Source organism: Klebsiella sp. MPUS7, assembly GCF_009905335.1.
Lineage (GTDB): Bacteria > Pseudomonadota > Gammaproteobacteria > Enterobacterales > Enterobacteriaceae > Klebsiella > Klebsiella grimontii.
Map to the genome: position 1 here is coordinate 2812428 of NZ_CP047604.1, position 24006 is coordinate 2836433.

13 protein-coding genes and 1 pseudogene are annotated in these 24006 nt (G+C 52.0%); 4 read left to right on the forward strand and 10 right to left on the reverse strand.

Annotated features, from left to right (window positions below; translation table 11 throughout):
• Nucleotides 1–230 precede the first annotated feature (230 nt).
• The 7 genes and pseudogenes from GUC22_RS13170 to GUC22_RS13200 form a co-directional block, all read right to left on the reverse strand.
• Complete coding sequence (locus GUC22_RS13170; protein ID WP_008813515.1) at nucleotides 231–1067, reverse strand: HAD family hydrolase; 837 nt, start codon at nucleotides 1065–1067, stop codon at nucleotides 231–233.
• Nucleotides 1064–2713: pseudogene (locus GUC22_RS13175) on the reverse strand (metallophosphoesterase family protein). Before GUC22_RS13175 ends, GUC22_RS13170 begins: the two are co-directional and overlap by 4 nt.
• A 177-nt stretch (nucleotides 2714–2890) precedes the next feature.
• Nucleotides 2891–6013 (reverse strand): hypothetical protein, encoded by a 3123-nt coding sequence (locus GUC22_RS13180; RefSeq protein WP_160183567.1) that lies wholly within the window; start codon nucleotides 6011–6013, stop codon nucleotides 2891–2893.
• A gap of 100 nt (nucleotides 6014–6113) precedes the next feature.
• Nucleotides 6114–7547, reverse strand: coding sequence for a restriction endonuclease (locus GUC22_RS13185; protein ID WP_160183568.1), 1434 nt, complete (start codon nucleotides 7545–7547; stop codon nucleotides 6114–6116).
• 20 nt (nucleotides 7548–7567) lie between these two features.
• Entirely contained in the window at nucleotides 7568–8371 is an 804-nt protein-coding gene (locus tag GUC22_RS13190) for a TIGR02391 family protein (protein ID WP_160183569.1), read from the reverse strand.
• Nucleotides 8372–8392: 21 nt separating this feature from the next.
• Nucleotides 8393–8872, reverse strand: a complete 480-nt coding sequence (locus GUC22_RS13195; RefSeq protein WP_008813520.1) for a hypothetical protein — start codon at nucleotides 8870–8872, stop codon at nucleotides 8393–8395.
• Between the two features lie 569 nt (nucleotides 8873–9441).
• On the reverse strand, nucleotides 9442–12195 hold the full coding sequence (locus GUC22_RS13200) for a LuxR C-terminal-related transcriptional regulator (RefSeq protein ID WP_154955005.1): 2754 nt from the start codon (nucleotides 12193–12195) through the stop codon (nucleotides 9442–9444).
• 246 nt (nucleotides 12196–12441) lie between these two features.
• Here GUC22_RS13200 and GUC22_RS13205 point away from each other — a divergent pair, with 246 nt between their 5' ends.
• Genes GUC22_RS13205 through lpdA form a run of 4 tightly spaced genes read left to right on the forward strand, consistent with a single transcriptional unit; the run spans nucleotide 12442 to nucleotide 17346 of the window.
• On the forward strand, nucleotides 12442–13401 hold the full coding sequence (locus GUC22_RS13205) for a thiamine pyrophosphate-dependent dehydrogenase E1 component subunit alpha (RefSeq protein ID WP_004137130.1): 960 nt from the start codon (nucleotides 12442–12444) through the stop codon (nucleotides 13399–13401).
• 11 nt (nucleotides 13402–13412) lie between these two features.
• Nucleotides 13413–14432 (forward strand): alpha-ketoacid dehydrogenase subunit beta, encoded by a 1020-nt coding sequence (locus GUC22_RS13210; RefSeq protein WP_004137131.1) that lies wholly within the window; start codon nucleotides 13413–13415, stop codon nucleotides 14430–14432.
• Nucleotides 14433–14435: 3 nt separating this feature from the next.
• A complete protein-coding gene (locus tag GUC22_RS13215) occupies nucleotides 14436–15965 on the forward strand; it encodes a 2-oxo acid dehydrogenase subunit E2 (protein ID WP_160183570.1) in 1530 nt (509 codons plus the stop codon).
• The gene (gene lpdA, locus GUC22_RS13220; RefSeq protein WP_049090398.1) at nucleotides 15949–17346 is read left to right on the forward strand and encodes a dihydrolipoyl dehydrogenase; all 1398 of its coding nucleotides are present in this window, start codon (nucleotides 15949–15951) and stop codon (nucleotides 17344–17346) included. Before GUC22_RS13215 ends, lpdA begins: the two co-directional genes overlap by 17 nt.
• A gap of 43 nt (nucleotides 17347–17389) precedes the next feature.
• Here lpdA and glgX read toward each other — a convergent pair whose 3' ends face one another.
• The 3 genes from glgX to treZ are packed head-to-tail and all read right to left on the reverse strand — an operon-like array spanning nucleotide 17390 to nucleotide 23792.
• The gene (gene glgX / locus GUC22_RS13225; protein WP_049085290.1) at nucleotides 17390–19465 is read right to left on the reverse strand and encodes a glycogen debranching protein GlgX; all 2076 of its coding nucleotides are present in this window, start codon (nucleotides 19463–19465) and stop codon (nucleotides 17390–17392) included.
• A 2-nt stretch (nucleotides 19466–19467) separates the two neighbouring features.
• On the reverse strand, nucleotides 19468–22008 hold the full coding sequence (gene treY / locus GUC22_RS13230; RefSeq protein WP_160183571.1) for a malto-oligosyltrehalose synthase: 2541 nt from the start codon (nucleotides 22006–22008) through the stop codon (nucleotides 19468–19470).
• Nucleotides 22005–23792: a malto-oligosyltrehalose trehalohydrolase gene (gene treZ, locus GUC22_RS13235; protein ID WP_134878430.1), complete on the reverse strand. Its 1788-nt coding sequence runs from the start codon at nucleotides 23790–23792 to the stop codon at nucleotides 22005–22007. Before treZ ends, treY begins: the two co-directional genes overlap by 4 nt.
• Nucleotides 23793–24006 lie beyond the last annotated feature (214 nt).

A 24006-nucleotide genomic window follows, 5' to 3' on the forward strand; every position in this document is an offset into this window, starting at 1 on the left:
TTGAGCTACACAAAATCAGGGATGAATATCTCTCAGGCCCCTATCAATCCTTGCTGCGATTTAACTGGTAGGAGATACTCCTGAAACTAAGAAGTGTCGATTCAGATTATGGTGCCTTTCGACAATTGAGATATCTTATAAAATGGGGGGCATGCCAATCAATTTTGTGATAATAAAGCCAGTACAAAGCGGTTCCAAAATCCTTTAAGAACTTGGAACCATAATGAAAATCACTTCAGATCCAAAATTTCTGCAAAACTATTAATTGAATAATCCGGTTTAACTCTTGAAAATGATTCCTTCAGTTGCTCTTCTCTTTCAACATCTTTATCAGTCCAGTGTGTTATTTTCACTAAGATTTCCCATAGCTCGGGAGCAAACTGACGACCATAGCAAGCCCAAACAGCTTTCATTCCAATAGACTTTGCCATTGATATATCTTTAGTAATAGAGTCACCAACATATATCGCATCTTTGATATCTACATTTTCAGTGAGACAGATGTGCTCCAGGAGTTTTGGGTTAGGCTTAGATTCAGCACTAGATAATCTTATAATAAAATCATCTTTTACTGGAATAACTTTTGCGTTTTTAGGATTGGGGTGGAGATTGTGATTGTCTTCAATTGTGTAAAGGTGATCAAAAAAATCAATCACATCAAGCTTATAAAGGCGATACAAAGAATTATATTCTAAAGATTCAGTATGACCGACAATCTTAACACCACGCTCCCTTAATATATTTAAAGTATCCCTGACAGTAGGGTATAATTTCAATGTTTGATTACGCTTTGAGCTAAAAGCCGAAAATACTCGCGTGAGTTTTTTTTGTAATAAAATCTTATCACTAGTCCCAAAATAAGAAATAACAGATGGCAACTCTAGAGTAGCAAACGGCTTTTCAGAATTACCAAACCTCTGATGAATGACCTTATACTCCGACAAAAGTATATCTAAAGGAACATTTATCTCCTTTGATAGTTCCTCAGCCATAGCACTAAATGATTGGGAATAAAAACTCACCCAATCGTACAGTGTATTATCCAAATCGGTAATAAGTAATTTCATGATAAACCTTCAATAGTATAGGTTGCCGTTTCATTTGCTCCGTTCTGTCTATCGAGCTTGAAAAATTTGAACGCTAGCTTTTCACCAGAAAAATCCATTATACATGAATAGTTAGCACAATCTTGACTTGGCAATTCTGAACTAGCAACCCCTGAACTTCCCAAAGAAACTATTTGGAAAGTATGTTCAGGATTTGAATCCGACACTCGTTCTAATGGAGATAGTATTTTTTTTATTGTAATACAACTACTTCTATGCATATGCCCATGAAGAATATAGTCAACTTTATGTTTCACCACCCAACGCAACAATCTCTCCGCATCTAGTGTAACACTATATTTTGAATCCAAATAGGCATCTTCGGCCTCATTAATTGAAGTTAGGTGATGATGGAGCATAGCAATTCTTGTGACCCCCCCTTTTTTAGATATATACTCTCCACTTTTGTTCATCCATCCCATAGATTCCGCAACATTACTGAGTTGTTTCTCACCGATAAACCCCATACCCAAAAATGAATCTTTAACTTGTTGTAAAACACATGAATTTAAGGCTGCCACTTCAACTATTTTGTGCCCTCCCAATAAAAACTTTCTTCCTTGCGAGAGATCTTCTTCAGGTTTTCTTTGGAAAACATCTTTATAAAAGTTTATATAGTTTTCTTTGCTTCCTTTATGATAGTTTTCTGCAAGAGTTACCCATGGAGTATCAGTAGTAGGCTTTCCCATTATTTTAAAATATTCTTCTTTAGAAACCAAACCAACATCATGATTCCCTGGGCAAATAATTATATCATCCGGTGTAAGGCTAAGAGAAGAACTAACATCTTTGATAAATTTCGAAGCCAGCTCAAATCCCTCAACCTGTGATTGTCAAGTCAAATCACCTGAAATAGCCAATCCGGCACATTTATTTCCATTGCTATATTTGTCTGCCAACTCTACTACACGAGAAGATAAACATTTCTGTTGATCATTATCTTGCGCTGGAAACGCATGCTTGCCTTTTCCGTTATCGAAATGAATATCTGAAAGCCAGATTATAAACTCCCCTTTTTTTTGGCTATATTTTTGGTTGAAATTATAAGGAATATAATGGGATGCTAACAATTCATGCTGAAGATCAGCATCAATAGCAGGTCTAACCTTCCAAATTGTTCTATCTTGTTCTTTTAATTCAGTTACTGAAAAAACAACTTTATTGAAAAGCTGTTCATCTAAATCCTTTGAGGTGGTAAATAATGAATCTAATGGAATATAGGATAAGGTTTTGAGAACATCATCATTATCATGAATTTCACAAATTTCAGAAACTTTTAACCAACCTAACAACTCATCTTCATTATAATACCTTGGTGTTTTTCTACCATTATCAGGAGCCTTCTTCTTGCTATCCCCAGCAGCTGAGGAGCAGACTTCTTTTAATTCGGCCCTATAGAATTTTAGTCGCCCTGAATCAAAGAAATATATTTGCGTGAGATTTTCGGCAGCAATTCTTAGTTCTTGTGATGGAAAGACCTCACCAGATTTTGCCCACCATCCCCACCAAACATCCCCTTCCTCACGAGCAATTTGGTTATGCTGGTCGATGGTAAATCCTTCACTTTTTCCTAGATCACGGAACCTAAAAATGTAAGTCTCTTTCATTTACTTCATCCTTAAATGCAATGGTTTTATAATATCTTCGTTTTATCAGTAATTCATAGTGAACTCAAATTCGAGTCTTATCTTTTTGAGAATAGCGTTAAGTAAGGTAATCACCTCGCTACCTTCTTCCAGTTTGCCTGATTACACCAATACGATCCGGCAGCTGCTAATGCATGTTCATTCAATCGGCTCGCTTAAATCAATGGACTCAATAGTCTTTGCTAAAGGTATAGATTGGCGGGGAAAGTCACGTCGAAGTCGGCGGGCTAACTCTCCCAATGCATCACTACGATCCATCGCATGATGGACTAGCAAAGACGCAACCTGCCGAACCTGAGCCTTTGCGCCAGGCTCACGACTATTATCCTGCCCGCGAAGTGCATTACGCCACCCCAGTGTTGCCCTGTTTACATCAATTTGATCCAGCACTCGAATTAAGCCTGAAGGCTGGACTTGCACGAGGAGACGAAGAAACATCAGAGCCTCATTGTAAAAAGTGGGGCTGGGCTGAGATAACGCCTCTGCTAACCCACTGTAGTGCGGTTCAAGAAATGTAGAAACCAGTGTTGGCTCCGACTGAGCAATCCTAGCCAAAACTAATGCTCCCAGTGGCCAATCGACGTGACCCCAATGGCTGAGTGCAATGCGTCTGCCCGCGGCTATATGACGTAACGCGCTAGCCGGCGCGATGGCTGCGAGATGCGTCGACATGTTGACGATACGCGGCTCATTGCGCGCAATCATATCCTGAATTGCGAGTCTCGCTGCTGGTACGATGTGCGCAACTCCGAGCAGCATTCTCGCATCGCCGATATTTTCCGCCCAATCCGAGCCTATCGCTTGGTCGATCTCGCTCCAATTGAGTGCTAATACCGTCTCCTCGAACTGCTTTGGCGAGGCCTTATGCATGAAGCTAAGAAGCCCTGCGGCAGCTTGGAAGTTTCGTTGCGTACTGCGCGACAAAGAGATCGCGAGATCCTTAGGCGACCAGCAACGGCAGATTTTCCGCCCCACCTGCCGCATTCTTCGGGACGGTGCCAACTTGCCAACATAGATGTTAAGCGGATCGTAGAGCCGCAACGCGTTCCACACGATATCGTTTAGTTCGTGGAAAGACTCTTGCGGAGCGGCACGCAGTCGATCGGCGATGGCCGGGATAAGTGCTTCGATCAAAGTGAACCCGAACTCTGATTCGACGTAGCAGAAATGTTCGCAAAAATCGGCAACGACCGATAGGTAGGCATCTTGCGGCCACTGTGACACAATGCGAAGGCACGCATCGTGATCAATGTGTTCGAGATAGCATGCCTTCCACATATCATCTCTACAAGCACCTATCATCGAAAGCAGATCGGCAATCTCACCCGCATGCAACGGGGCAGCAGCACTGATCGCCTTTGCTAATGCGCGTGGATCAACTAGCATGACGATGTTTTCACCAAGTGCCCTATTAGTATTGAGTACATGATTAAGCACGCGGCCAATCGCATAGCATGCACCTTCCGGCGCCGCTTGTATCCACTCTGCAAGAGTCTCACTATGATCGGCAATCGTTTCCATCTCATCGGGCAGATAGCTATGCAAATTATTCAGTAACCAGCAAGCATGCCGAATATCAAGTGGTTCTGTCGCTACCCAGCAGCGTTCTAAAGCGGGAGTAAGCCATGCGGGCTGTACAAGCCTTCGCCACATCCCAAATTCGCCAGCTAACGAAAGTTCGCTAAGTAGAACACTTAGGCCACTGAGAGGCATCTGAATGTCGGTCAGAACTGTTCTGAGCATAACTGCAATTGTCTGGCGCTCTTCGGCTGTCTGTCCGTCGAGAATACGTGCCAGGAGTACAATGGCAAGACGCTGGTGTGGACAGCGAAGGTCGTTGAAACTCAGTAAAAATCGTTGCGCTACAAGCCAATCAATCGCAGCATTTCCATCTGAATTCGACAACTCGTCCCCGACTAACCGCAACAACATTTCGCGCGAACAGTGCGCATCACGTGATGCCAACTGTCGAATTGCCGCAGCTGCAAGAACCACGTCAGCGCCTGCTGCGCGCGCAGAACTTGCCATTGCATTCGCTCGACGCCATCCTCCTCCAAGGATGAAACAGAATTGCCAGGGATAAAGCGCTTTCTCCGCTGCATGCTCAAGGCGTAGATCGAATTGCTCATCTCCAGGCCGATCGCCGATGCGATCATCGGCTTGACGAACAGCGGCAAGTGTTGCTTCGCGGGAAGCCAGAAAACCATTCGCAATAACCCGAACCGCTCGCTTAGCATCAAGATGGATGGCGCCTGGAAAGCCGCTCTTATCTTCGGAAATCGTGTACGCACTTAATACCCATCGCGATGCAGTGGCCCGTTCTTCCAACTCACGAAGCAATGCTGGGCGAGTCAGGTGTGCATCATCAACGATGTAGAGTGTCGGTTTCAGACTCTCATCAAAAGAAGGTATCTTTCCAATTGGGTCGGCTAATCTTAGGACACGCCAGCCGCGACAATACATTTGAAGTGCCACTTGAAGAATTGAGATTGATTTCCCAGCTCCCGGTACCCCCGCTAGTCGAGCAGTTCCTGCGCGCTCCAGGTCTGCAGTCAGTAGAGCTACCTCCGGAAGAATGGGACAAGCAGCGACATCTGCAGGCCCGAGTGGACGACCCATTAGAGCAGGCCCAAGATCACGAGGCTTTTCGAACTTAACCTCAGACCAAACTGATGCTTCAATATTGAGTACTGATGATCTTGGTGCGAACACAATGAGGCTCCGCCGGATCTGATCAAGCTCCTCGGAACTTGGTAACGCGCGCAGAGTTGCCATGATTTTAGGCAGATCGCTTGCATGTTCGGGATAGATTTCTTCGATCACTTCCTGATGAGTAGATAGCAGCGCTTGAATCGTATCCCATCCAATAGCAACTACGGGAAATTTTCCTTCCTTCACGCGTTGTTCGGACACTAGTCGGGCATGTTCTTGAAGTCGCGCATCATTAGGCGCTGTAGTAGCAAATGTCCAGTGTCCAAGCTGTGGTTTAAAATTTTCGGCCTTGATGAGTTCCGTATCGAACTCCACGATAGTCGCCTTGGCCCCATAACCTTCGTTTTTCCCTTTGCATTGCACACCAAAATTTATGCCGGGTGTTGCCTGTGGCGTTCCATAGACATCAACACCGTGCTGTTTTTGCCCAGACCGACCATTTTTTTGCGTAAGGGGCGACCTCCACACTGCGGCAAACAATGCACGAGTCAAATCTTCGAATTTCTCCCACGACTTTGGCGGGAGAATCTTTTTGTCAATAAAGTCCATTGCACAAGCCACTTTGTAAGTATTTTGAGGAACAGTCATCGCCTTCGCTTTAACCACATCCTCAAGAACGTGACTAGTCAAGCATCAGGAGTAGATTTTATTATTTCAGAGTTCCAAGTGGAATGAAAAGTAATCCATTTCGACTTGGGTAGCTGACAACGGCATGATCTCCCCACACCAAAACGGCTCTCGGGCCGTTAAGCGCTTCACCAACAAATAGAATTTTTTTTATTTGAAGTGAAGCACGATCTAACGCTACAAGCTCATGATTGTTTCGATTGACCGATAACAGCAAGTCTCCACTCACCGTTTGCGATAACGGGTCTGCCCATGCGAAAAAATTATTATTATCATTTGAGGCAAAGCGAATTTCTTGAGTTAGCTCCCCTGATTCCGGCTCTATTACACAGATGCCACGCTTGGACTGGAACATGCCGACATAGATGCGATTGTAGAGATCGTCATATGTTAGACATGCAGGGGTTGAATCATCTGCGCGACCATTGCTTATCTCGGCGAGCTGGACGTCCGCCGTATATGTTTGACGACTTAGGTCGTAGATAGCTAAATAGCAGTTAGCATGTGGATAACTCAGTCCGTGGATGCGTCCGCCGCGTTGAATGCCAATGTAAATTAATGGCAGCGTCGGATGTCGTAGCAGCGACATGCAGCCTCGGCCACCTTCGGGATATGCTACTGTCTTTACAACGTATGTGGCACTGTCAATGATATAGAACTGGTTGACTCGATTGCTTGCGAAATAGATTTCTTTTTCGTTTTGTGACACTGCTAATTGTCCGTCACCACCCCCAGGTAACACTATTCTTTTAACGATAGCATGCGTAGCCAAATCAATAACGAGCACAAAGTCCGAAAAAACCTGGCCGACAAACAAACGGCCATCTGCAATAACTAAGCTACCAGGAGGATGGCTCAAAATCTCTCTTTCACCGTTTTGCGGGGAGTTCGACTCATATTTATCCAGGTCGATGGTACGTATGATTGACTTGGATGATGGATTAACGATTGAAATGCTGCATCCAGCCCAATTTGCAGTTATCAGGAAGTTGTTATGCAGGAGAATGTCATGTGGTTCAAAGCGGCTTGGAAATTTATAAATCGGGGCTCCATCATCACTACTGTCTAGAGTAAGAGAGGCTTCTGAAGTTGCTGCCCGTGCAGTCTTGGCAAAATCATCCAAGGATGTGACCAAAGTGATGTTCGACCCTCGTGCCGCATCCTGTGCTCCAGGTTGGAAACCTACCTCACTGACCATGATTCCTCGATCGGCACCAAGGTCATCAATGATGCTCTTGAGAGCAAGCACCTTTTCCTTAGGAACGCGAGTTTTCCACAATTTGCATTCGATTACCCAAGTACAGAGGATACCCGATCGAAGAAAGGTCGCGTAGACGTCAATATCATGGGTCGCTCGAACACCTTTGGCTCGATAATCAACCAAAGCATTACATCCAAGACGTCGAAATACTTCAGCTGTGGCCTCCTGATAAACTCGCCAGTCCGCGTAGCTCATGCAACTCCCCAATAATGTGACTATATTTTTCTCTGTGTGCCATCCAGCTTGCGATGAATAAGCGAAACCAACGTAAGGATGTCCAGCGCATCCAATTCAGACATGGGCCAATTCTTCTTAGGCGAATGGGCCAGTGGATTGCGCACAGCGCCGAATAGACCAATAAGTAGGTTCGCAAAACCTTTTTGTTCACTCTTTTCTGAGTCGGTAGTGAGCGGTCCCAAGGTCAAAACTGGTTGTTGTCCGGTAAATGCCTTGTTCACCAAGTCGGCACCATCGCCGCTCAACCCAGACAACTGACGAATACGTTCCGCAACCCCTTTCGTCGCCTCGAAGACGGCATGAAAATAGTTTTCGTCCAGAAGTTCTGCACGACAATAGTTCAAAACTTCTGCATGCACAGCACGGCTTTCAAGTGCAGCCTTAAGTCGCCCGGCGCGGGCTCTGGCAGAATCGAGTGTTGTTGCTTTAGTGGCGTTCGTAACCTTACCATCTTCACGGACATAAAAGCCGGAAAAAGCTAGGACAACATTGAGTTCATCACGCCTCCAGGTAAATACTGCTGGATCACGAGCGTAATTTACCGGGTTCATCGCACGGTTAATGAACATGATGAGATGGTTGCCGACCTGATATTGGTTCTGCGCACCTACGAGCGCATTATACAGCCGTTTCCATTTTGTCATGCTTGGCGATGTGTCGACAACTTTGATTTCTTGTAGAAGTCGCTCGATCTGCGACCCACTCAAGCCACGTTCGGTATCAGCAAGAACGCGACAGGCGGCTTCAAGGTGCTGAGAGTTGAATAATGGAATACGTATCATAAATTATCTTTTTATCACCTTTCAGACCCACTCGAGCGCCGTGATAATCGATTGTCCTTCAGTACCGACCTCCACAAACAAAGCGTGATCGTAGCCAAGCTGCTGCTTATAACCTTGAAGTTTCAGTAGATCGATTCGTCTATCGACGCGACTCGTTGATTTTTTAAATTCTAAGACCAGATGATTCTGTTGCGTACCTCGCCGATGCACGATCACATCAGGAAATACTGTCTTTGCTTCAACGTCTTCGCTGTCTGGATAAAGCTCCAAATGTCTGAGCCGTTTAGGTTCTACACCATCCCGGTTATATTCGCAATCTACATTCCAACCGGGGAAAGATAGCTGGAGGTACATCGCAAAGCGAAAGGTAATGGACCGTTCGTTAGCATCAATACTGAGTAGATCATGATCATTGAATAGTAGCTCGGACAATGCATGTGCCACAGGTTCGCCTGGTTCACATTGATTGAGGTAGCGTATTTGATCCGGGGTCAGTGCCATTATCACGCTCGCATACTTAAGGAATTTTATTGGATTTTTCAGTACGCATTCGGTTACCAACTAAAAGGTATAATAACTGAATACTAAAACCTGATGCTCATCACAAAATCAGAAAAACAAGTTCATGAACCAATGGTAGAAAATTCGTATGATTTGTGTTCAGCTACTTGCACAGTTATGAACCAAAACTTAGTTCATAAGTGCATGCTTTGATTGCTCAATGAGAAAAAATTATTTTATTACAGCGGATTGTAAACTTTTTTGTTATAAATTTAATTATGTATTTCCCTCAAACCCAGAATAGTTAAATGGAATTTGGGAGGCCGTGTTGCCACAATTCGCCCCAGTACCCATATCGCCCACCGAACCGGGATTATTCAAATCATTCCAGTCTCTAAAGAACTAACACCATCTTGTCATCCACCTGCCGCCGCAACGCCTGGATATAGCCCCTCCCGTCACGCGCAGTTTCACTCGGATCAGCACCGTGCAATAACGCATCACAAATTTTGTTGCTCCCTGTGAAAGTATGCCCGTCTTAGTTCCACGCACTTTTTTGAGAGTCTGGGTTAATCCAGTAACTTCATTTCCAGAGCCCGACTCATGGCTTGCGTACGACTACTGACTTTGAGCTTGGCGTAGATGTTCTTGATGTGCCATTTCACCGTCTCAGTAGAGATAGTCAAGGAGCGAGCGATTTCTTTGTTCATCTGACCGTCAGCAATGAGCTGCAATATCTGCTGCTCTCGCTCACTGAGATCCAGGTTAACATCAAGATTTTCACGCTGAATCCGCTTGCCTTCAGACTGGCTTCCTTTGCCGGGCCAAAGAGCATCCCCTTCGCTGGCTGCCGAGGTTTCGCGTACACGGACAAGCAGAGGCTGCAATGTCTCGCCAGCATCAAGAAAAATTCGTTTGAGATGCTGTTGTGCCGCTAATTGCTGGGCGGGCTGCAATGCAGCCACGGCAGCCGCGTTTTCGCCACTATTCCACAAGGATAATGACCATAGCGTACGAAGACGCGCTGCGGATAGCCGGTCGCCCCGACGCTCCTGCTCAGTCACGAGTTCACCCAGTAAAAGGCTGGCTTGTGGGGCCTGGCCTGACGCCAGAAGAAGGCGGCTGCGGCTGACGATTGCATACTGAGCTATTGCGCGTTGACAAGGATTTTCGGCATCAATTGTGGCACGGGCCGCCAGTTGTTCAAGTTGCCGTTGCAGCTGCTCTGCGCCTGGATAATTCGCGCGCTGCAGGCGCACCCTCGCCTGCTCTGCTAACAATAAAGCCTGCGGGCGTTGCCATCCGCGAGACACCGCAAGTCGCTGCGCGTGTTCCAGCAGCCGTTCTGCCTCATGCGGCATATCGTCATTTAAGGCCTGACGCGCAAGATAGGTATAGCAGCGACTTAGGGCGTCGGGCGGACCAAACCGATCGATGAATTCGAGTCTATCTGCTAACAGCGTATTTAAGGAGTCCAGGTTCTTACGCTCGTAAGCCATTTCCGCCAGCAGCGGCGCAAGCGTCGCGCCGCTGGTCGACTGGGGGCCGGTATAACGCTCAGCCTGGCGCAAGGCATTCTCTGCATGCCCCCAGGCGTTCTCCAGGTCCCCCTGACCAAGATGGCACTGAGCAATGATAAAAGCGCGATAAACCGAGACAAACAGATTGTCTAATGGACTTTCCGGGCAAGGCATATGCCGCTGAACCTCAAGAGCGTCGGTATAGCGCTGATTAACCACGTGGCAGTAGCTCAGAATATTGCAAATGAGACCATCGACCCATGTGTCTCCGCAGGGCACTTTAGCCAGCAACGGCTCCACAATCGCCAGGCTTTCCGGGATTTTCTCGGCAAAAGCTTCGCAAATTGCGCGCACGACACGTAATTTGAGCCAGGCGTTGGGGGCTATATCATCACGATGATTAACGACCATTTGGTCAAGATTATCCAGCAACTGCCTCGATTCATCGAAGCGGAAATAGTGCGCCAGCGCCCAGGCCAGATTGATTTGCAGGTCAATGCGCGAAGGGTCAGTACTCGCAGGTAAGTGACGCATCCAGGAAACCAGGGTGTCTATATCCCCTTCTTCCGCCAGTGACTGCGCGCCCGCGCCATCCTGCCCGGGGTTATGGATCGGCTTGCCCGCTGCAAGTGCGTGGCGTACCGCCTCGGACCACAATCTCTGTTCAACGAACCAATGACTGGCTAATTCATGTAAATGCTTGAGGTTGATATCGTTGTTCTGCTGCAATATCGTTCGCAGGGTTTCCTGCAAAAGAGGATGGTAGCGAAACCAGCAGCCTTGTTCGTCCAGGGCTGACAAAAAAAGATTGTGCCGCTCAATCCATGCCAGTATCGCTTCACTATCATCACGCCCAGTAACCCCATTACATAACCCAGCATTTAAACGATTAAGAAACGATGTTTTTACAAGAAAATCAAAAACTTCCGCTGGCAATGGGGCAAGTACCACCTCTTTCAGATAACGGGCGATGGCGCGGGTTCCACCACGGATATTGCGCAGCAGATGTTCTGGATCATTGAGCAATTCTGGGGACAACGAAGCGATTTTCATGCCGGCGATCCACCCCTCTGTCGCGGAAAGCAGCCGCTGTACATGCTGATTACTGAGTGGTACGTCAATCGTCTGGCTGAAATAGTTTCTGGTTTCTTCGAGCGTGAATTGCAGGTCTCGATCGTAGATCTCCACCAATTGGTCCTGCGCCTGAAGCAGGCTCAGGGACAAACTGGGGTGAAAACGGCTGCCAATGATCAGATGCAAGGCGGCAGGAGCATGCTTGAGCAAATATCCCAGGGCTTCATATACGCCGGCATCATTAATCATATGGAAGTCATCAACGATCAAATACAGATCGTGCGGACAGTAATGCAGTTGGTTAATCAACCCGGCCAGCAGCTGTTGCGAGCTGGAGGTCGTCTGTTCTTCTATGTTGCGCCAAAAGTCGGCGTCCCAATCGCCATAGAGCGGCCGCAATGCTTGCAGCAGATAAGGAATGAACTGCCATACGCCATCATCATCCTCATCGAGGCTAAGCCAGGCAACGCGTTCGCCCTGGGCAATCATGTGCTGATACCACTGCGCCAACAGCGTGGTTTTGCCAAATCCAGCGCCCGCGCAAACCACGCCCAGACGGCGTTGCTGCATGCGATCGAGGAGTAAAAGAAGCCGTGAGCGCTGTAGCAGCCGTATCGAAGAGCGTGGCGGGACGAATTTGGTCAGGATTAGCGGCAAATCTCTGGTCAGCCGCAGTGCTCCGGAGACCAGTGAAGTTGCCTGACGACTTTTAACATCCGATGGCTTCATCCGTGGTTATCTACCCGTATTCTTTTTTTATCAATTGTACGCCAGAGCCCGGGACGACATGGAACCGCCCCTCTCGATAGATACATAAAATTTATAAAGTTTGACCTCAAGCATGTAAACCCCCTCCTACCCCCCCATGAAGGTGGCTTCGCACCTCCTCGTCGCACTCGTAGATTCATTGCATCGGCGTGGTTAAGGGGCTTCCAGCCTGCCCGCCTGACGACCTTTACTGAGGAGAATTAAGTGATGCTTAACAAACAGGCTTTACTCCAGGCTTACCGTAAGATGCGCGAAATCCGGACGTTTGAGGAGCGTTTGCATCAGGAAAACACCAGCGGTGATATTCCGGGCTTCATTCACCTTTATACCGGTGAGGAAGCCATTGCGGTGGGGGTCTGCGAAAATCTGACTAACGCTGATTTCATTGGGTCCACGCACCGTGGACATGGCCACTGTATTGCCAAAGGCTGCGATATTCACGGCATGATGGCTGAAATATTCGGTAAGGACAGCGGATTATGCCGGGGCAAGGGGGGCTCAATGCATATTGCCGATCTGTCGAAAGGTATGCTGGGTGCGAACGCTATCGTGGGTGGCGCCCCTCCGTTAGCCATCGGCGCTGCGCTGACGGCCAAAACCCTTAAGACCGGTAACGTTGGGGTCTCTTTTACCGGTGACGGCGGTTCTAACCAGGGCCTGGTATTTGAAGCCATCAACATGGCAGTCGTGCTGCAACTCCCTGCCATCTTTATTTTCGAGAACAACGGTTATGGCGAAGGAACGGGCCATGACTACGCCGTCGGTGGTCGTGATATCGCCGGGCGCGCCGCGGGCTTCGGTTTACCGGCAGTGACGGTTGATGGCACCGATTTCTTTGCCGTTTACGATGCCACCGCAGAGGCAGTCAAGCGCGCCCGAGAAGGTGGAGGCCCAAGCGTGATTGAGGCCAAAGCTTTCCGCTGGCACGGTCACTTTGAGGGCGATCCGGCGCTTTACCGTGCTGAGGGCGAAGTTCAACGTCTGCGCGAACAACATGATCCGCTGAAGATTTTCACCGCCAGGGTCAAACAACACATCTCCCTTGAGGAACTGGCGGCGATCGACGCGGAGGTTGAAGCACTTGTCGATGATGCTGTATTCAAAGCCCGCGCTGCTGCCTACCCGGCACCGGAAGACCTGCTTACAGACGTGTACGTCTCATACTGAGGGTGATAACAATGCCTATAAAAACCTATCGAGAAGCGGTCAAGGAAGCCCTGGCCCAGGAAATGGAGCACGACGAACGCGTCGTTCTGATTGGTGAAGACTTGCGTGGCGGTCACGGCGGAAATGCGCCCGAAGAAGCAAGGATAGAGGCTTTTGGCGGTGTGCTCGGAGTCACTAAAGGGCTGTGGACGCAGTTCGGCTCCGACCGGGTGATCGACACCCCCATTACGGAGTCGGCGATCGTCGGCATGGCTGCCGGCGCCGCAGCAACGGGTCTGCGGCCGGTGGCGGAGCTGATGTTTATGGATTTTTTCGGTGTTAGCCATGATGCGCTGTACAACCAGGCAGCAAAGTTCCGCTATATGTTTGGCGGCAAGGCTAAGGCGCCGCTGGTGATGCGGGGCATGATCGGCGCTGGTTTTTCTGCCGCAGCCCAGCATTCGCAGTCACCCTATAATATTTTTGCTACCACACCGGGGCTCAAGGTGGTCGTGCCATCGACGCCTTATGATGTCAAAGGGCTGCTGATCCAGTCGATACGCGACGACGATCCGGTGGTGTTCTGCGAGCATAAAATGCTTTATGACCTCAAGGGCGAGGTACCTGACGAGATTTATACCATTCCCCTGGGCGTCGCTAACTATACCCGTGAAGGTGAGGATGTCACCATCATCGCGTTGTCGGCAATGGTACATAAAGCAAACCAGGTCGCCGACAAACTGGCCAGGGAGGGGATCTCGGTGGAGGTGGTCGATCCACGTACAATCTCGCCTCTGGACGAAGAAGGTATTCTGGAATCCGTGGCTTCTACGGGCCGCGTGGTCATTGTCGACGAGTCAGCCGCGCGTTTTGGCTTTGCTCATGATGTCGCCGCGCTGATTGCTTCCCAGGCATTCCATTTCCTCAAAGCGCCTATTGTTCTGGTGACACCACCACACACCCCGGTACCGTTCTCCCCTGCTCTCGAAAAACTCTGGATCCCTGGCGTTGAACGTATCGAAGCTGCCGTCCGTCAAGTGCTGGAGGATTAAGCTATGAGCGATATCAGGACACTTGAAATGCCGAAGTGGGGTCTTTCAATGGAGGAAGGCGTGCTCGCGCGGTGGGCCATCCAGGAGGGTGACCGCTTCGCCAAAGGGCAGGAAATCTGTGAAATTGAGACCAGCAAAATCGTCAATGTTCTGGAGGCCCCCTTCGCCGGTACGCTACGGCGGATAATCGCCCGAGTGGGAGATACCCTCCCGGTCGGCGCTGTTTTGGCGCTGGTCGCTGACTCTGCGGTAAGCGATGCTGAACTGGATGCCTTCGCTGCCAGTCTGGCCGCGGCGCAGCCAGCAGCTCCTGTCACGCAGACTACCGAGCCTGCTGTAGCGACCGCGGCGCCCTCCTTTGTATCGGCCCCCGCCAATAAGCCTGCGGCATCCATTGGGCAGACCGAGGTACCCATCAGCCTGCAAGGCAAAACCGATCCGACTCAGGTGAATGCCACTCCCCATGCGTTACGGCTGTCTGCGCGGTTGGGCGTTGACTTGAAAAAGGTCCACGGTAGCGGGCGCGGCGAGCGTATCTCCGTGGCTGACCTGGAGAGCGCGATCGTTGCCGCAGGCGGCCGCGTCGCCTCTCCGCCACCGCCAGTGCGTTCCGGCAAAGCGCCGCGATCGCATACCGATGATAGCCAGGTCCCGGCAACCCCGTTGGCGCGCCGTCTGGCCAACAAACTGGGGATCAACCTGCACGACTGCCGCAAAAGCGGTTCACTTGGACGGGTGAGTCGCGATGATGTGCTGGCGGCCACTTTGCTGCTTGATGGGCTACCCCAGGCCGGGGCTCCACAAGCCACGTCAGCGACAGCCTTTGAGACGTTGCCGATGTCCAGTATGCGGCGAGCGATCGCTGGCCGTTTGCAAATGTCCAAGCAACATGCACCCCATTTCCGTTTGACCGTCGATCTCGACCTGGACCGACTCTTAGCATTGCGTAAGGAAATCAACAGCGAGGTACCCGGCGTCAAGATTTCGGTTAACGATATGCTGGTTAAGGCCTGCGCCATGGCGCTGATAGCGGTGCCGGACGTCAACATACAGTTTGATGAAGCGACCCAGAGCATCCGCCGTTTTGCCGATGCCGACATTTCCGTGGCCGTTGCGCTGCCGGACGGGTTAATTACCCCTATCGTACGTTCGGCCAACAGCAGGTCGATAAGCGACATATCAAACGAAGTTCATTCTCTGATAACCAAAGCCCGGGCGGGCATGCTCAAGCCCGAAGAGTTCCAGGGCGGCACCTTTAGCGTGTCAAACCTGGGCATGCTCGGAGTACGGCAGTTTGACGCCATCATAAACCCACCCCAGGGCGCGATCCTTGCGATTGGCGCAGGCGAGCCCCGAGCGGTAGTTCGCGACGGACAGATCGTCGTCCGCCATCAACTGACCGTATCGCTGTCCTGCGATCACCGGGTCATCGATGGGGCGTCAGGCGCGGCGTTTCTCCAGGCGCTCAAGCGGCTGGTTGAAACACCGACGCTGTTGTTTATCGGGGAGACGAGCTATGCACGACAAATATGATGTACTGATAATAGGTGGCGGGCCTGGGGGGTATGTCGCCGCCATTCGTGCCGGCCAGCTAGGGCTTCGTACCGCATTGGTGGAAAAGCAGCATTTAGGGGGCATCTGCCTGAACTGGGGATGCATTCCAACCAAGGCGCTGCTGCATGGCGCAGAGGTGGCGCACACTATTGCGCATGCCGATCGGCTGGGTTTTAGTCTCAGCGAGGTGAGTTTTGATCTGCAGAAACTGGTGCAGTTTAGCCGCGCCGTGTCGCAACAGCTGACCGGAGGTGTCGAGTACCTGTTGAAGAAAAATGGCGTGACGGTCATAGCCGGCACCGCCCGGCTGTGCGGTAAGGGGCAAGTCACGGTCGCCGATCCCCAGGGGGAAGAGCGAGACTATCGCGCTGATCATGTGATCCTTGCGACTGGCGCCCGGCCGCGAGCGTTGCCAGGAGTCGAGCCAGATGGCGAGCGAATCTGGACCTATTTCGAGGCCCTGCAGCCTGAGCGCTTACCGGAGTCTCTATTAATCATCGGTTCAGGGGCCATCGGAGTGGAGTTCGCCAGCCTTTATAACGATCTTGGCAGCAACGTAACGCTGGTCGAACAAGCCGCGCAGATTCTGCCCGTTGAAGACGCCGAAGTATCCGCTACCGTGCGTAAATCGTTCGAACGACGCGGTATACACGTCCATAGCCAAACGCTGCTGACGCAGGTAAAGCGCACCGATACGGGCGTGCGCTGCGCCTTGAAAACCACCGGCGCCGAACAGACACTGGAAGTCGAACGTGTGCTGTTGGCAGCGGGCGTGCAGCCTAATGTGGAAGGCCTGGGGCTGGAAGCGCTAGGAGTTGAGTTGGACCGCGGGTTTATCAAGACGGATGCAGCTTGCCGAACCAACGTATTTGGCCTCTATGCTATCGGCGATGTGGCTGGCCCGCCGTGTCTGGCGCACAAAGCCAGCCACGAAGGCGTGATCTGCGTCGAGACACTGGCTGGCGTCGAAGGCGTACGCCCTCTTAACCGCGACTATGTGCCCGGTTGTACCTATGCCCGGCCACAGGTTGCCAGCCTGGGCTTGACAGAGGCGAAGGCTCGCGAGACGGGACGGCCAATCAAGGTCGGTAAGTTCGCATATCAGGGGAATGGTAAGGCGCTGGCCAGCGGTGAGACGGAGGGTTTTGTAAAGACTATTTTCGACGCCGAAACCGGCGAACTGCTGGGCGCGCATATGGTTGGTGAGCAGGTCACTGAACAGATCCAGGGTTTTGGTATCGCGCATCATCTGGAGGCTACAGATGAGAGTCTCTTATCGATGATCTTTGCTCATCCAACGCTTTCTGAAGCCATGCATGAATCCATCCTTGCCGCCAGCGGTCAGCCGCTGCATCAATAATGACAATATAAACCCGGCATTCAACGCCGGGTTTACCTGTACGCTAAGGCCGTCTGAATAGCGCAATGCTGCGCCCGGCCAGAACAAAATCAATCGCTTCCGTAATGGTGACGCCGTCACTTTTCACTTCAGCGGTCGACAGCTCAAGAACCCAGCCGCCTTCGCCGAACTGCGGTATCTGGAACGCAACATCGCCCTCAAACGGATTGAACAGCATCAGAACGTCGTGCCAGATCCCCTCCTCCTCTTCGAGATCGGGTCGACTGATGGCAAGGCCTAGCGTTGACCCTTCATCCCACTGCTCAGATTGCTGCAAACCGCCGCCGGCGTTAAACCAGCGTATCTCGAGCCCATCGCGCCAGCTTTCACGGCGTAAAAGCGGTTGTTGCGCGCGCAGCGCGATCAGGCGCTGGGTGAAATGGCGTAATGCGTGGTCATCTTCGGACAGCGCTTCCCAGTTGATCCATGAAATCTCGCTGTCCTGACAGTAGCCATTATTATTTCCCTGCTGCGTACGGCCAAATTCGTCCCCGGCCAGCAGCATCGGGGTGCCGTGGGAGAAAAATAGCGTGGTGAGGAAGTTACGCTTCTGGCGTTCACGGACCGCGACGATAGCCTGATTTTCTGTCGGCCCTTCCTCGCCATAATTGCAGGAACGGTTATCATTGTGCCCGTCGTTATTATCCTCACCGTTGGCTTCATTATGTTTCTCGTTATACGAAACCAGATCGTTTAACGTGAAGCCGTCATGAGCGGTAATAAAATTGACGCTGGCCCACGGACGACGGCCGCGTAAATCGTACAGATCCCCCGACCCCAGCAAACGGGCGGCAAAATCGGTAGACACGTTATCCCCCTTCCAGTATTCCCGCACCGTATCGCGGTATTTGTCGTTCCACTCTCCCCAGCCCGGCGGAAAACCGCCAACCTGATAGCCGCCGGGGCCGATATCCCAGGGCTCGCCGATCAGTTTAAGTTTTGCCAGCACGGGATCCTGGGTAATGGCGTCAAAAAAACCGCCTCGCGGATCGAACCCCTCTGGTTCACGGCCGAGAATGGTTCCAAGATCAAAACGAAAGCCGTCAACGTGCATGGACTGAGCCCAGTAGCGTAGCGAATCCATCACCATCTGCAGCACCCGGGGATGGGACGTATTCACCGTATTTCCCGTCCCGGTATCATTGATGTAATAGCGATGCCGATCCGGCATCGTCCGGTAATAGGAGAAATTATCGATGCCCTTAAATGAGAGCGTCGGGCCCAGCTCATTCCCTTCAGCGGTATGGTTGTAAACCACGTCAAGGATCACCTCAATACCGGCGTCATGAAAAGCGCGCACCATATTGCGGAACCCGGCAATACCCGCGGGCCCGTAGTAACGGGACGCGGGGGCGAAGAAGCCCAGCGTATTGTAACCCCAGAAGTTTTTTAGTCCCCGGTCAAGCAGATGCTGGTCGTCGGGAAACCAATGTACGGGCAGCAGCTCAACGGAAGTGATGCCGAGGCTTTTGATATACTCGACGGAGGCCTGATGCCCAAGCCCCTCGAATGTGCCGCGCAGCTCGGGGGGGAGCGCCGGATTAAGCTGGGTAAACCCTTTCACATGCGTTTCGTAAATCACCGTATTCGGCCAGCGAATGTCGGGGCGATTTTCCCCCTGCCAGTCGCACGCATCCGGGTCGACAACCTTGCATTTCGGCGTAAAAGGCGCGCTATCGCGGGTATCAAAGCTGAGGTCTTTCTCCTCATGCCCCAGCTCATAGCCAAAATGGGCGTCGTTCCACGCGATATCGCCTGCCAGCTCCCGCGCGTAGGGGTCGATAAGCAATTTATGCGGATTAAAACGATGCCCGTTTTCCGGATCGTAAGGGCCGTAGACGCGATAACCGTATAACGCCCCAGGCTGAAGGTCGGGCACGTAGCCGTGCCAGATTTCGTGCGTATATTCCGGCAGTTCCAGCCGGGCTATTTCCTTTTTCCCCGAAGGATCGAACAGGCACAGCTCAACCCGTTCAGCGTGCGCGGAGAAGAGCGCGAAGTTAACGCCTTTTCCGTCAAAATGAGCCCCCAACTGCTGGCTGTCGCCGGGCCGTATTGCAAAAGCTTTTTCCTTGCGCATCGTTATTCTCCCCGTAGCTCAGCGCTAATAAGCGTCAACAACCACCCGGATGTTGACGCCAGTTCGAGCGACGTTTCCACCAGACGGCTCTCGCCGCTAAACACATCGCGAAAACGTTTCCCGGCCAGATCGTCTGGTATGGTTACCGCAGTATTGCCCCATAGCCTTGCGGAAGATTCCGCCAATCCGTGCGCCGCAACGTCAAACGCCAGGCGAGGCACCACCACGATCAGGGCCTCCTCTCCGCTGATGCGCGCGTAGGCAATAAGATTATCTTCCCTCTCCCCGGAGACTTTTAATGGTACCCAGTCACCATAATGGAAGAGCGCTGAATGCCGCTGTCTTAATCGGAGAAAAGAAGCGGTAACGTACTGTTTCAGGCGCCCGTCTCGCCAGGCGGGTTCGCGGGTGAACAGACCCGCATTCCCGGTATGAAGGTTTTGCGCAAGGACGGCGAAATCGGGTTCACGTCGGTTATCCGGATCGACAAGACTGAAGTTCAGCGCCTCGCTCCCCTGATAAATGTCCGGCACGCCGGGCGCAGTCAGTTTTATCACCGTCTGGCTGAGGCTGTTTACCAGTCCGGCACGGATAAAGGCCTGCAAGGCAATGTGAAAATCGTTGAGAAAGCGCGAATTATCCGCAGAAAATAGCTGCTGCACATAATTAAGCACCACGCTCTCATAGCTTTCATTGCTGTCGATCCAGTCGGTTCTCTGCTTGGCCTCGCGCAGCGCTTTTTCCATAAAAGCGAGAAAACGCGTTTCGAGCGATTTCAGCCCTTCGGCATCGTCCGGCAGCAGCGTTGCAGGCCACGCGCCCGCCAGCGCCTGATAGATCATCCACGTATCCGCCGCGTTCGGCGCCGTGCCGTCGTTCAAAAAACGCACATGGGTTTGATTCATCTGACGCCAGCGCGCAAGGTTTTCCGCCCACAGCTGCGGGGCTTCCGTTAAGGTGTAAAGCCGGGCCCGCGCATCTTCCCCGCGTTTCGTATCGTGCGTCGACGTCCCCAGCAGCGCATCGGGCTGGCGCGCAAGACGGATGCGCATCTCCTGATGAAAGCGAGACAATGAGAAGGCGCGAGGCGTAGGATCGGCCCCAACTTCATTCAGCGCCAGGTCGAGGTTATGACGAAAGAACAGCGTATCCTCGACCGATTTCGCCATTAACGGCCCGGTGAGCTGCTGAAAACGGGTCCTGAAGAGTGAAGCGATGTCGAGGCTGCTCGCCTGCAGATTGCCGGTCAGGATAGCGATAATGACGTTAAGCGCGTTGGCATCGGGTCGGTTTTCTTCGGCGTTCACCTGGTCAACCACCCGGTTTAACAGCGTAATATCGCCAGCGGTCAGCCCTTCGGCGGTGCCGTAGGTACGATAGACCGGGAAGGCCAGCAGCAGTTCGCGCAGGGCGTGGCGCAGCGCGTCACTCTCGACCGCCATGCCGTTACGCTGCGCCAGTTCGCTGGCCAGCTTCAATAAAGTGGTAAATTCACCCTCAAAATTGCGATCCGCCATCAGGCCTTTCGCCTCGCGCAGCGCTTTGTGGCGATCCACCATTCCGCCGAGCGCGTCGTCATGCACCTGCTGCAGCTGGTCGAGGTTATTGTCATCCACCAGCACTTCCGCCAGCGAAGCGATAAACTCATACCCTGTGGTGCCGGACACCGGCCAGTCTGCGGGCAGCTGTTCGCCCTTCGCGAGGATTTTTTCCACCGTAATGTAGCACTCTGGCCCGGTGGCCTGGCGCAGGCGCTGCAGATACCCCAGCGGGTCGGCAAGGCCATCGATATGGTCAATACGCAGACCATCGACGATGCCGGAATGCACCAGTTCAAGGATAAGTCGATGGGTGTCGTCAAACACCGCCGGGTCTTCAACCCTGACGCCAATCAGGCCGGTAATTTCAAAAAAACGCCGCCAGGAGAGCTGCCTGGGCGCTTCCCGCCAGGACATAAGGCGCCAGCTTTGCGCCTCGTGCAGCGCCAGAATGGCGTCGCGATCCGGGGATGTTAGTAGTTGCTCACCTGTCGCCAGGGTTTGAGGATTCAGGGGCCAGACCTGGTCATAATAGATGAACGCCGGTTTCCCGGTTGCAGGGTCGCGTTTCAGTTCGAGCGCCCCGCTCTCCAGTTCCGCCTCAAAGGTATCCCCCAGAAACGGCAGCGTAACGGGACGCGTCCAGTCAATATCGAAATAATTCGCCCAGCGGCTGCTCTTGCCCTGCTCGATAACGTCCCTCCACCAGCGATTCTCCAGCGAGGTCGCCATATGGTTAGGCACAATATCCAGGATCAGGCCAATTTGCGCGTTTCGCAGCGCCTTCACCATCCGATCAAACCCTTCGCGGCCCCCGATGGCCGGGTCGATCTCGTTAGGATCGGTAATATCATAGCCATGGGTGGAGCCGGTGGTCGCCGTAAATATCGGCGAGGCGTAAAGATGGCTGATACCGAGCCCCTGAAGATAGGGGGCCAGCGCCGCCGCGCGATCGAAGGTCATGCCGTTACGGAACTGAATGCGATAAGTCGCGGAAGGGATCATACTGAGGCTTCTCCATATGCAAAACGGACAACAATACTGTCTGGCGTTAACGCCTCCTGCTGTTCCGGCCAGCTAAAAATGACCTCGCCAGGTATTTTCGGCATAGCAAGCGGTTCCTCGCCGATATTCAGCGCCACAGAGAGCGTCCCGCCGGCAAATTGCCAGCTCACCGCCAGCGCCTGCGGCTCCGTGTGCAGGATCTTGCCCTCGACGCCGCCCCCTGCCGCCAGCAGCGGGACGATATAGCGATGGCGCAGCAAGATGAGGTTGCGCGTGAAGCGCAGCCAGGATTTCCCCTCCTCGCTTGCCGCCTTCTGCCAGTCGAGCTTAGAACGAATAAAGGTCAGGGGATCGTTCGGGTCCGGGACGGATTCGTCGTGCCCCGCGTGTCCGGCAAACTCTTTTGCCCGTCCTTCCCGCACCGCCTTCGCGAGGGAACCCTGAAAATCGGTAAAGAACAAAAAGGGATTGCTCTCGCCGAACTCCTCTCCCATAAACAGCAAAGGAATATGCGGCGACAGAAGCAAAGCGGCGAGCAAAACGCGCGTTTTCCCGGCGCCGGCAAGGGAGATCAACCTTTCCCCCTGCGCACGGTTTCCGGTCTGATCGTGATTCTGAATAAAGTCGACAAAAAACTGCGGCGGCTGAGCGGCGCAGGCCACGCCGCGGGGCTTCCCGGTTTGCGCAGAAAGCTCACCCTGGTAGACAAATCCCTCGGCCAGCGCCCTTGCGAACTTACTGGCAGGCTGATGCGCAAAATCCTGATAATAGGCGTGCGTCTCGCCGGTGGCGAAAACGTGGGCGGCGTTATGAAAATCATCATTCCACTCGGCGGTAAACAGCGGGGTTTGTCCATCCTCATCGCGCGGATGGAGGAAAATGACGTTCCGGCTGTCTTCGGTGGTGAGGTGGATATGGCGGTCGGGGATGGCTTTGCGGATATTTTCGGCGATCTCTATCAGCACATGCCTGGCGGAGCGATCTTCAATCTGATCGATGGCATCAAAGCGCAGCCCATCAAGATGGTACTCGGTAAGCCAGAACAGCGGCGCCTCGGTAATATACTGCCGCACAGCCTCGGTTTCATAGGCGATAGCGTTACCCCAGGGGGTCATTCGGTTTTGATGAAAAAAGCCCGGCGACAGCAAAGAGAGATAGTTGCCTTCCGGGCCAAAATGGTTGAGAACGATATCGAGAACCACCGAAAGCCCTAACCCGTGGGCGGCGTCAATAAAGGCGTGAAAATCCCCCGGCGAGCCGTACGCGGCGTGCGGTGCGTAAAGTAATACGCCGTCATAACCCCAGCCGCGGGAACCGCCAAACTGGGCAACGGGCATAATCTCGACCTGGGTGATCCCCAGCTCTGCCAGATAAGGCAGCTTATCGATGGCGGCCAGAAAGGTGCCTTCTGGCGTAAAGGTGCCCGGATGGAGTTCATAGATGACGGTTTCTTCCCATGGCCGCCCTTTCCAGACGCGGTTAACCGGCTGAAAAAGCCTGGGGTCGATAACTACCGAGGGACCGTTAACATCATCGCGCTGCGCGCGCGTGGCCGGATCGGGAATACGCCTGCCATCGGCTAAAAGGAGCATATATTCATCGCCATGCTTTACGCCAGGGACGTCAATCTGGAACCAGCCCCCACCCGCGGCTTCCATCGGAATATCCCGCGTCTTCAGGCTCAGCGTCATTGTCTTTTGACCTTCTGCCCAGACGCGAAAACGGACAGTATCAGCGGCAATAAACTCCGCCCCCCAATGCTTGTGAAACGATATGGATTCCATTCAATGTCCTCAGGCGACTTATTCAGATAACGCGGCATGAAATATAAGATTAGACCAGGATGAGCCAAGTGTGCTGGCGGCGTTGGGTCTGTTATTTATAAAGACCTTGGCTGTAATACATATAGGCTGAAAAGTCAGGTAAATAATTCCTGGTTTTAAGCAGTTAATTATTCCTGGTTTACCTTTCTTTTATCCCCCATGCGCAATAATTGAC

What these genes read in the sequence shown, in the direction of transcription:
- lpdA (WP_049090398.1), top strand. Translation starts at nt 15,949, where the DNA reads ATGCACGACAAATATGATGTACTGATAATAGGTGGCGGGCCTGGGGGG.
- glgX (WP_049085290.1), bottom strand. Translation starts at nt 19,465, where the DNA reads ATGCGCAAGGAAAAAGCTTTTGCAATACGGCCCGGCGACAGCCAGCAG.
- GUC22_RS13170 (WP_008813515.1), bottom strand. Translation starts at nt 1,067, where the DNA reads ATGAAATTACTTATTACCGATTTGGATAATACACTGTACGATTGGGTG.
- GUC22_RS13210 (WP_004137131.1), top strand. Translation starts at nt 13,413, where the DNA reads ATGCCTATAAAAACCTATCGAGAAGCGGTCAAGGAAGCCCTGGCCCAG.
- treZ (WP_134878430.1), bottom strand. Translation starts at nt 23,792, where the DNA reads ATGGAATCCATATCGTTTCACAAGCATTGGGGGGCGGAGTTTATTGCC.
- GUC22_RS13185 (WP_160183568.1), bottom strand. Translation starts at nt 7,547, where the DNA reads ATGAGCTACGCGGACTGGCGAGTTTATCAGGAGGCCACAGCTGAAGTA.
- GUC22_RS13200 (WP_154955005.1), bottom strand. Translation starts at nt 12,195, where the DNA reads ATGAAGCCATCGGATGTTAAAAGTCGTCAGGCAACTTCACTGGTCTCC.
- GUC22_RS13180 (WP_160183567.1), bottom strand. Translation starts at nt 6,013, where the DNA reads ATGGACTTTATTGACAAAAAGATTCTCCCGCCAAAGTCGTGGGAGAAA.
- GUC22_RS13190 (WP_160183569.1), bottom strand. Translation starts at nt 8,371, where the DNA reads ATGATACGTATTCCATTATTCAACTCTCAGCACCTTGAAGCCGCCTGT.
- treY (WP_160183571.1), bottom strand. Translation starts at nt 22,008, where the DNA reads ATGATCCCTTCCGCGACTTATCGCATTCAGTTCCGTAACGGCATGACC.
- GUC22_RS13215 (WP_160183570.1), top strand. Translation starts at nt 14,436, where the DNA reads ATGAGCGATATCAGGACACTTGAAATGCCGAAGTGGGGTCTTTCAATG.
- GUC22_RS13205 (WP_004137130.1), top strand. Translation starts at nt 12,442, where the DNA reads ATGCTTAACAAACAGGCTTTACTCCAGGCTTACCGTAAGATGCGCGAA.
- GUC22_RS13195 (WP_008813520.1), bottom strand. Translation starts at nt 8,872, where the DNA reads ATGGCACTGACCCCGGATCAAATACGCTACCTCAATCAATGTGAACCA.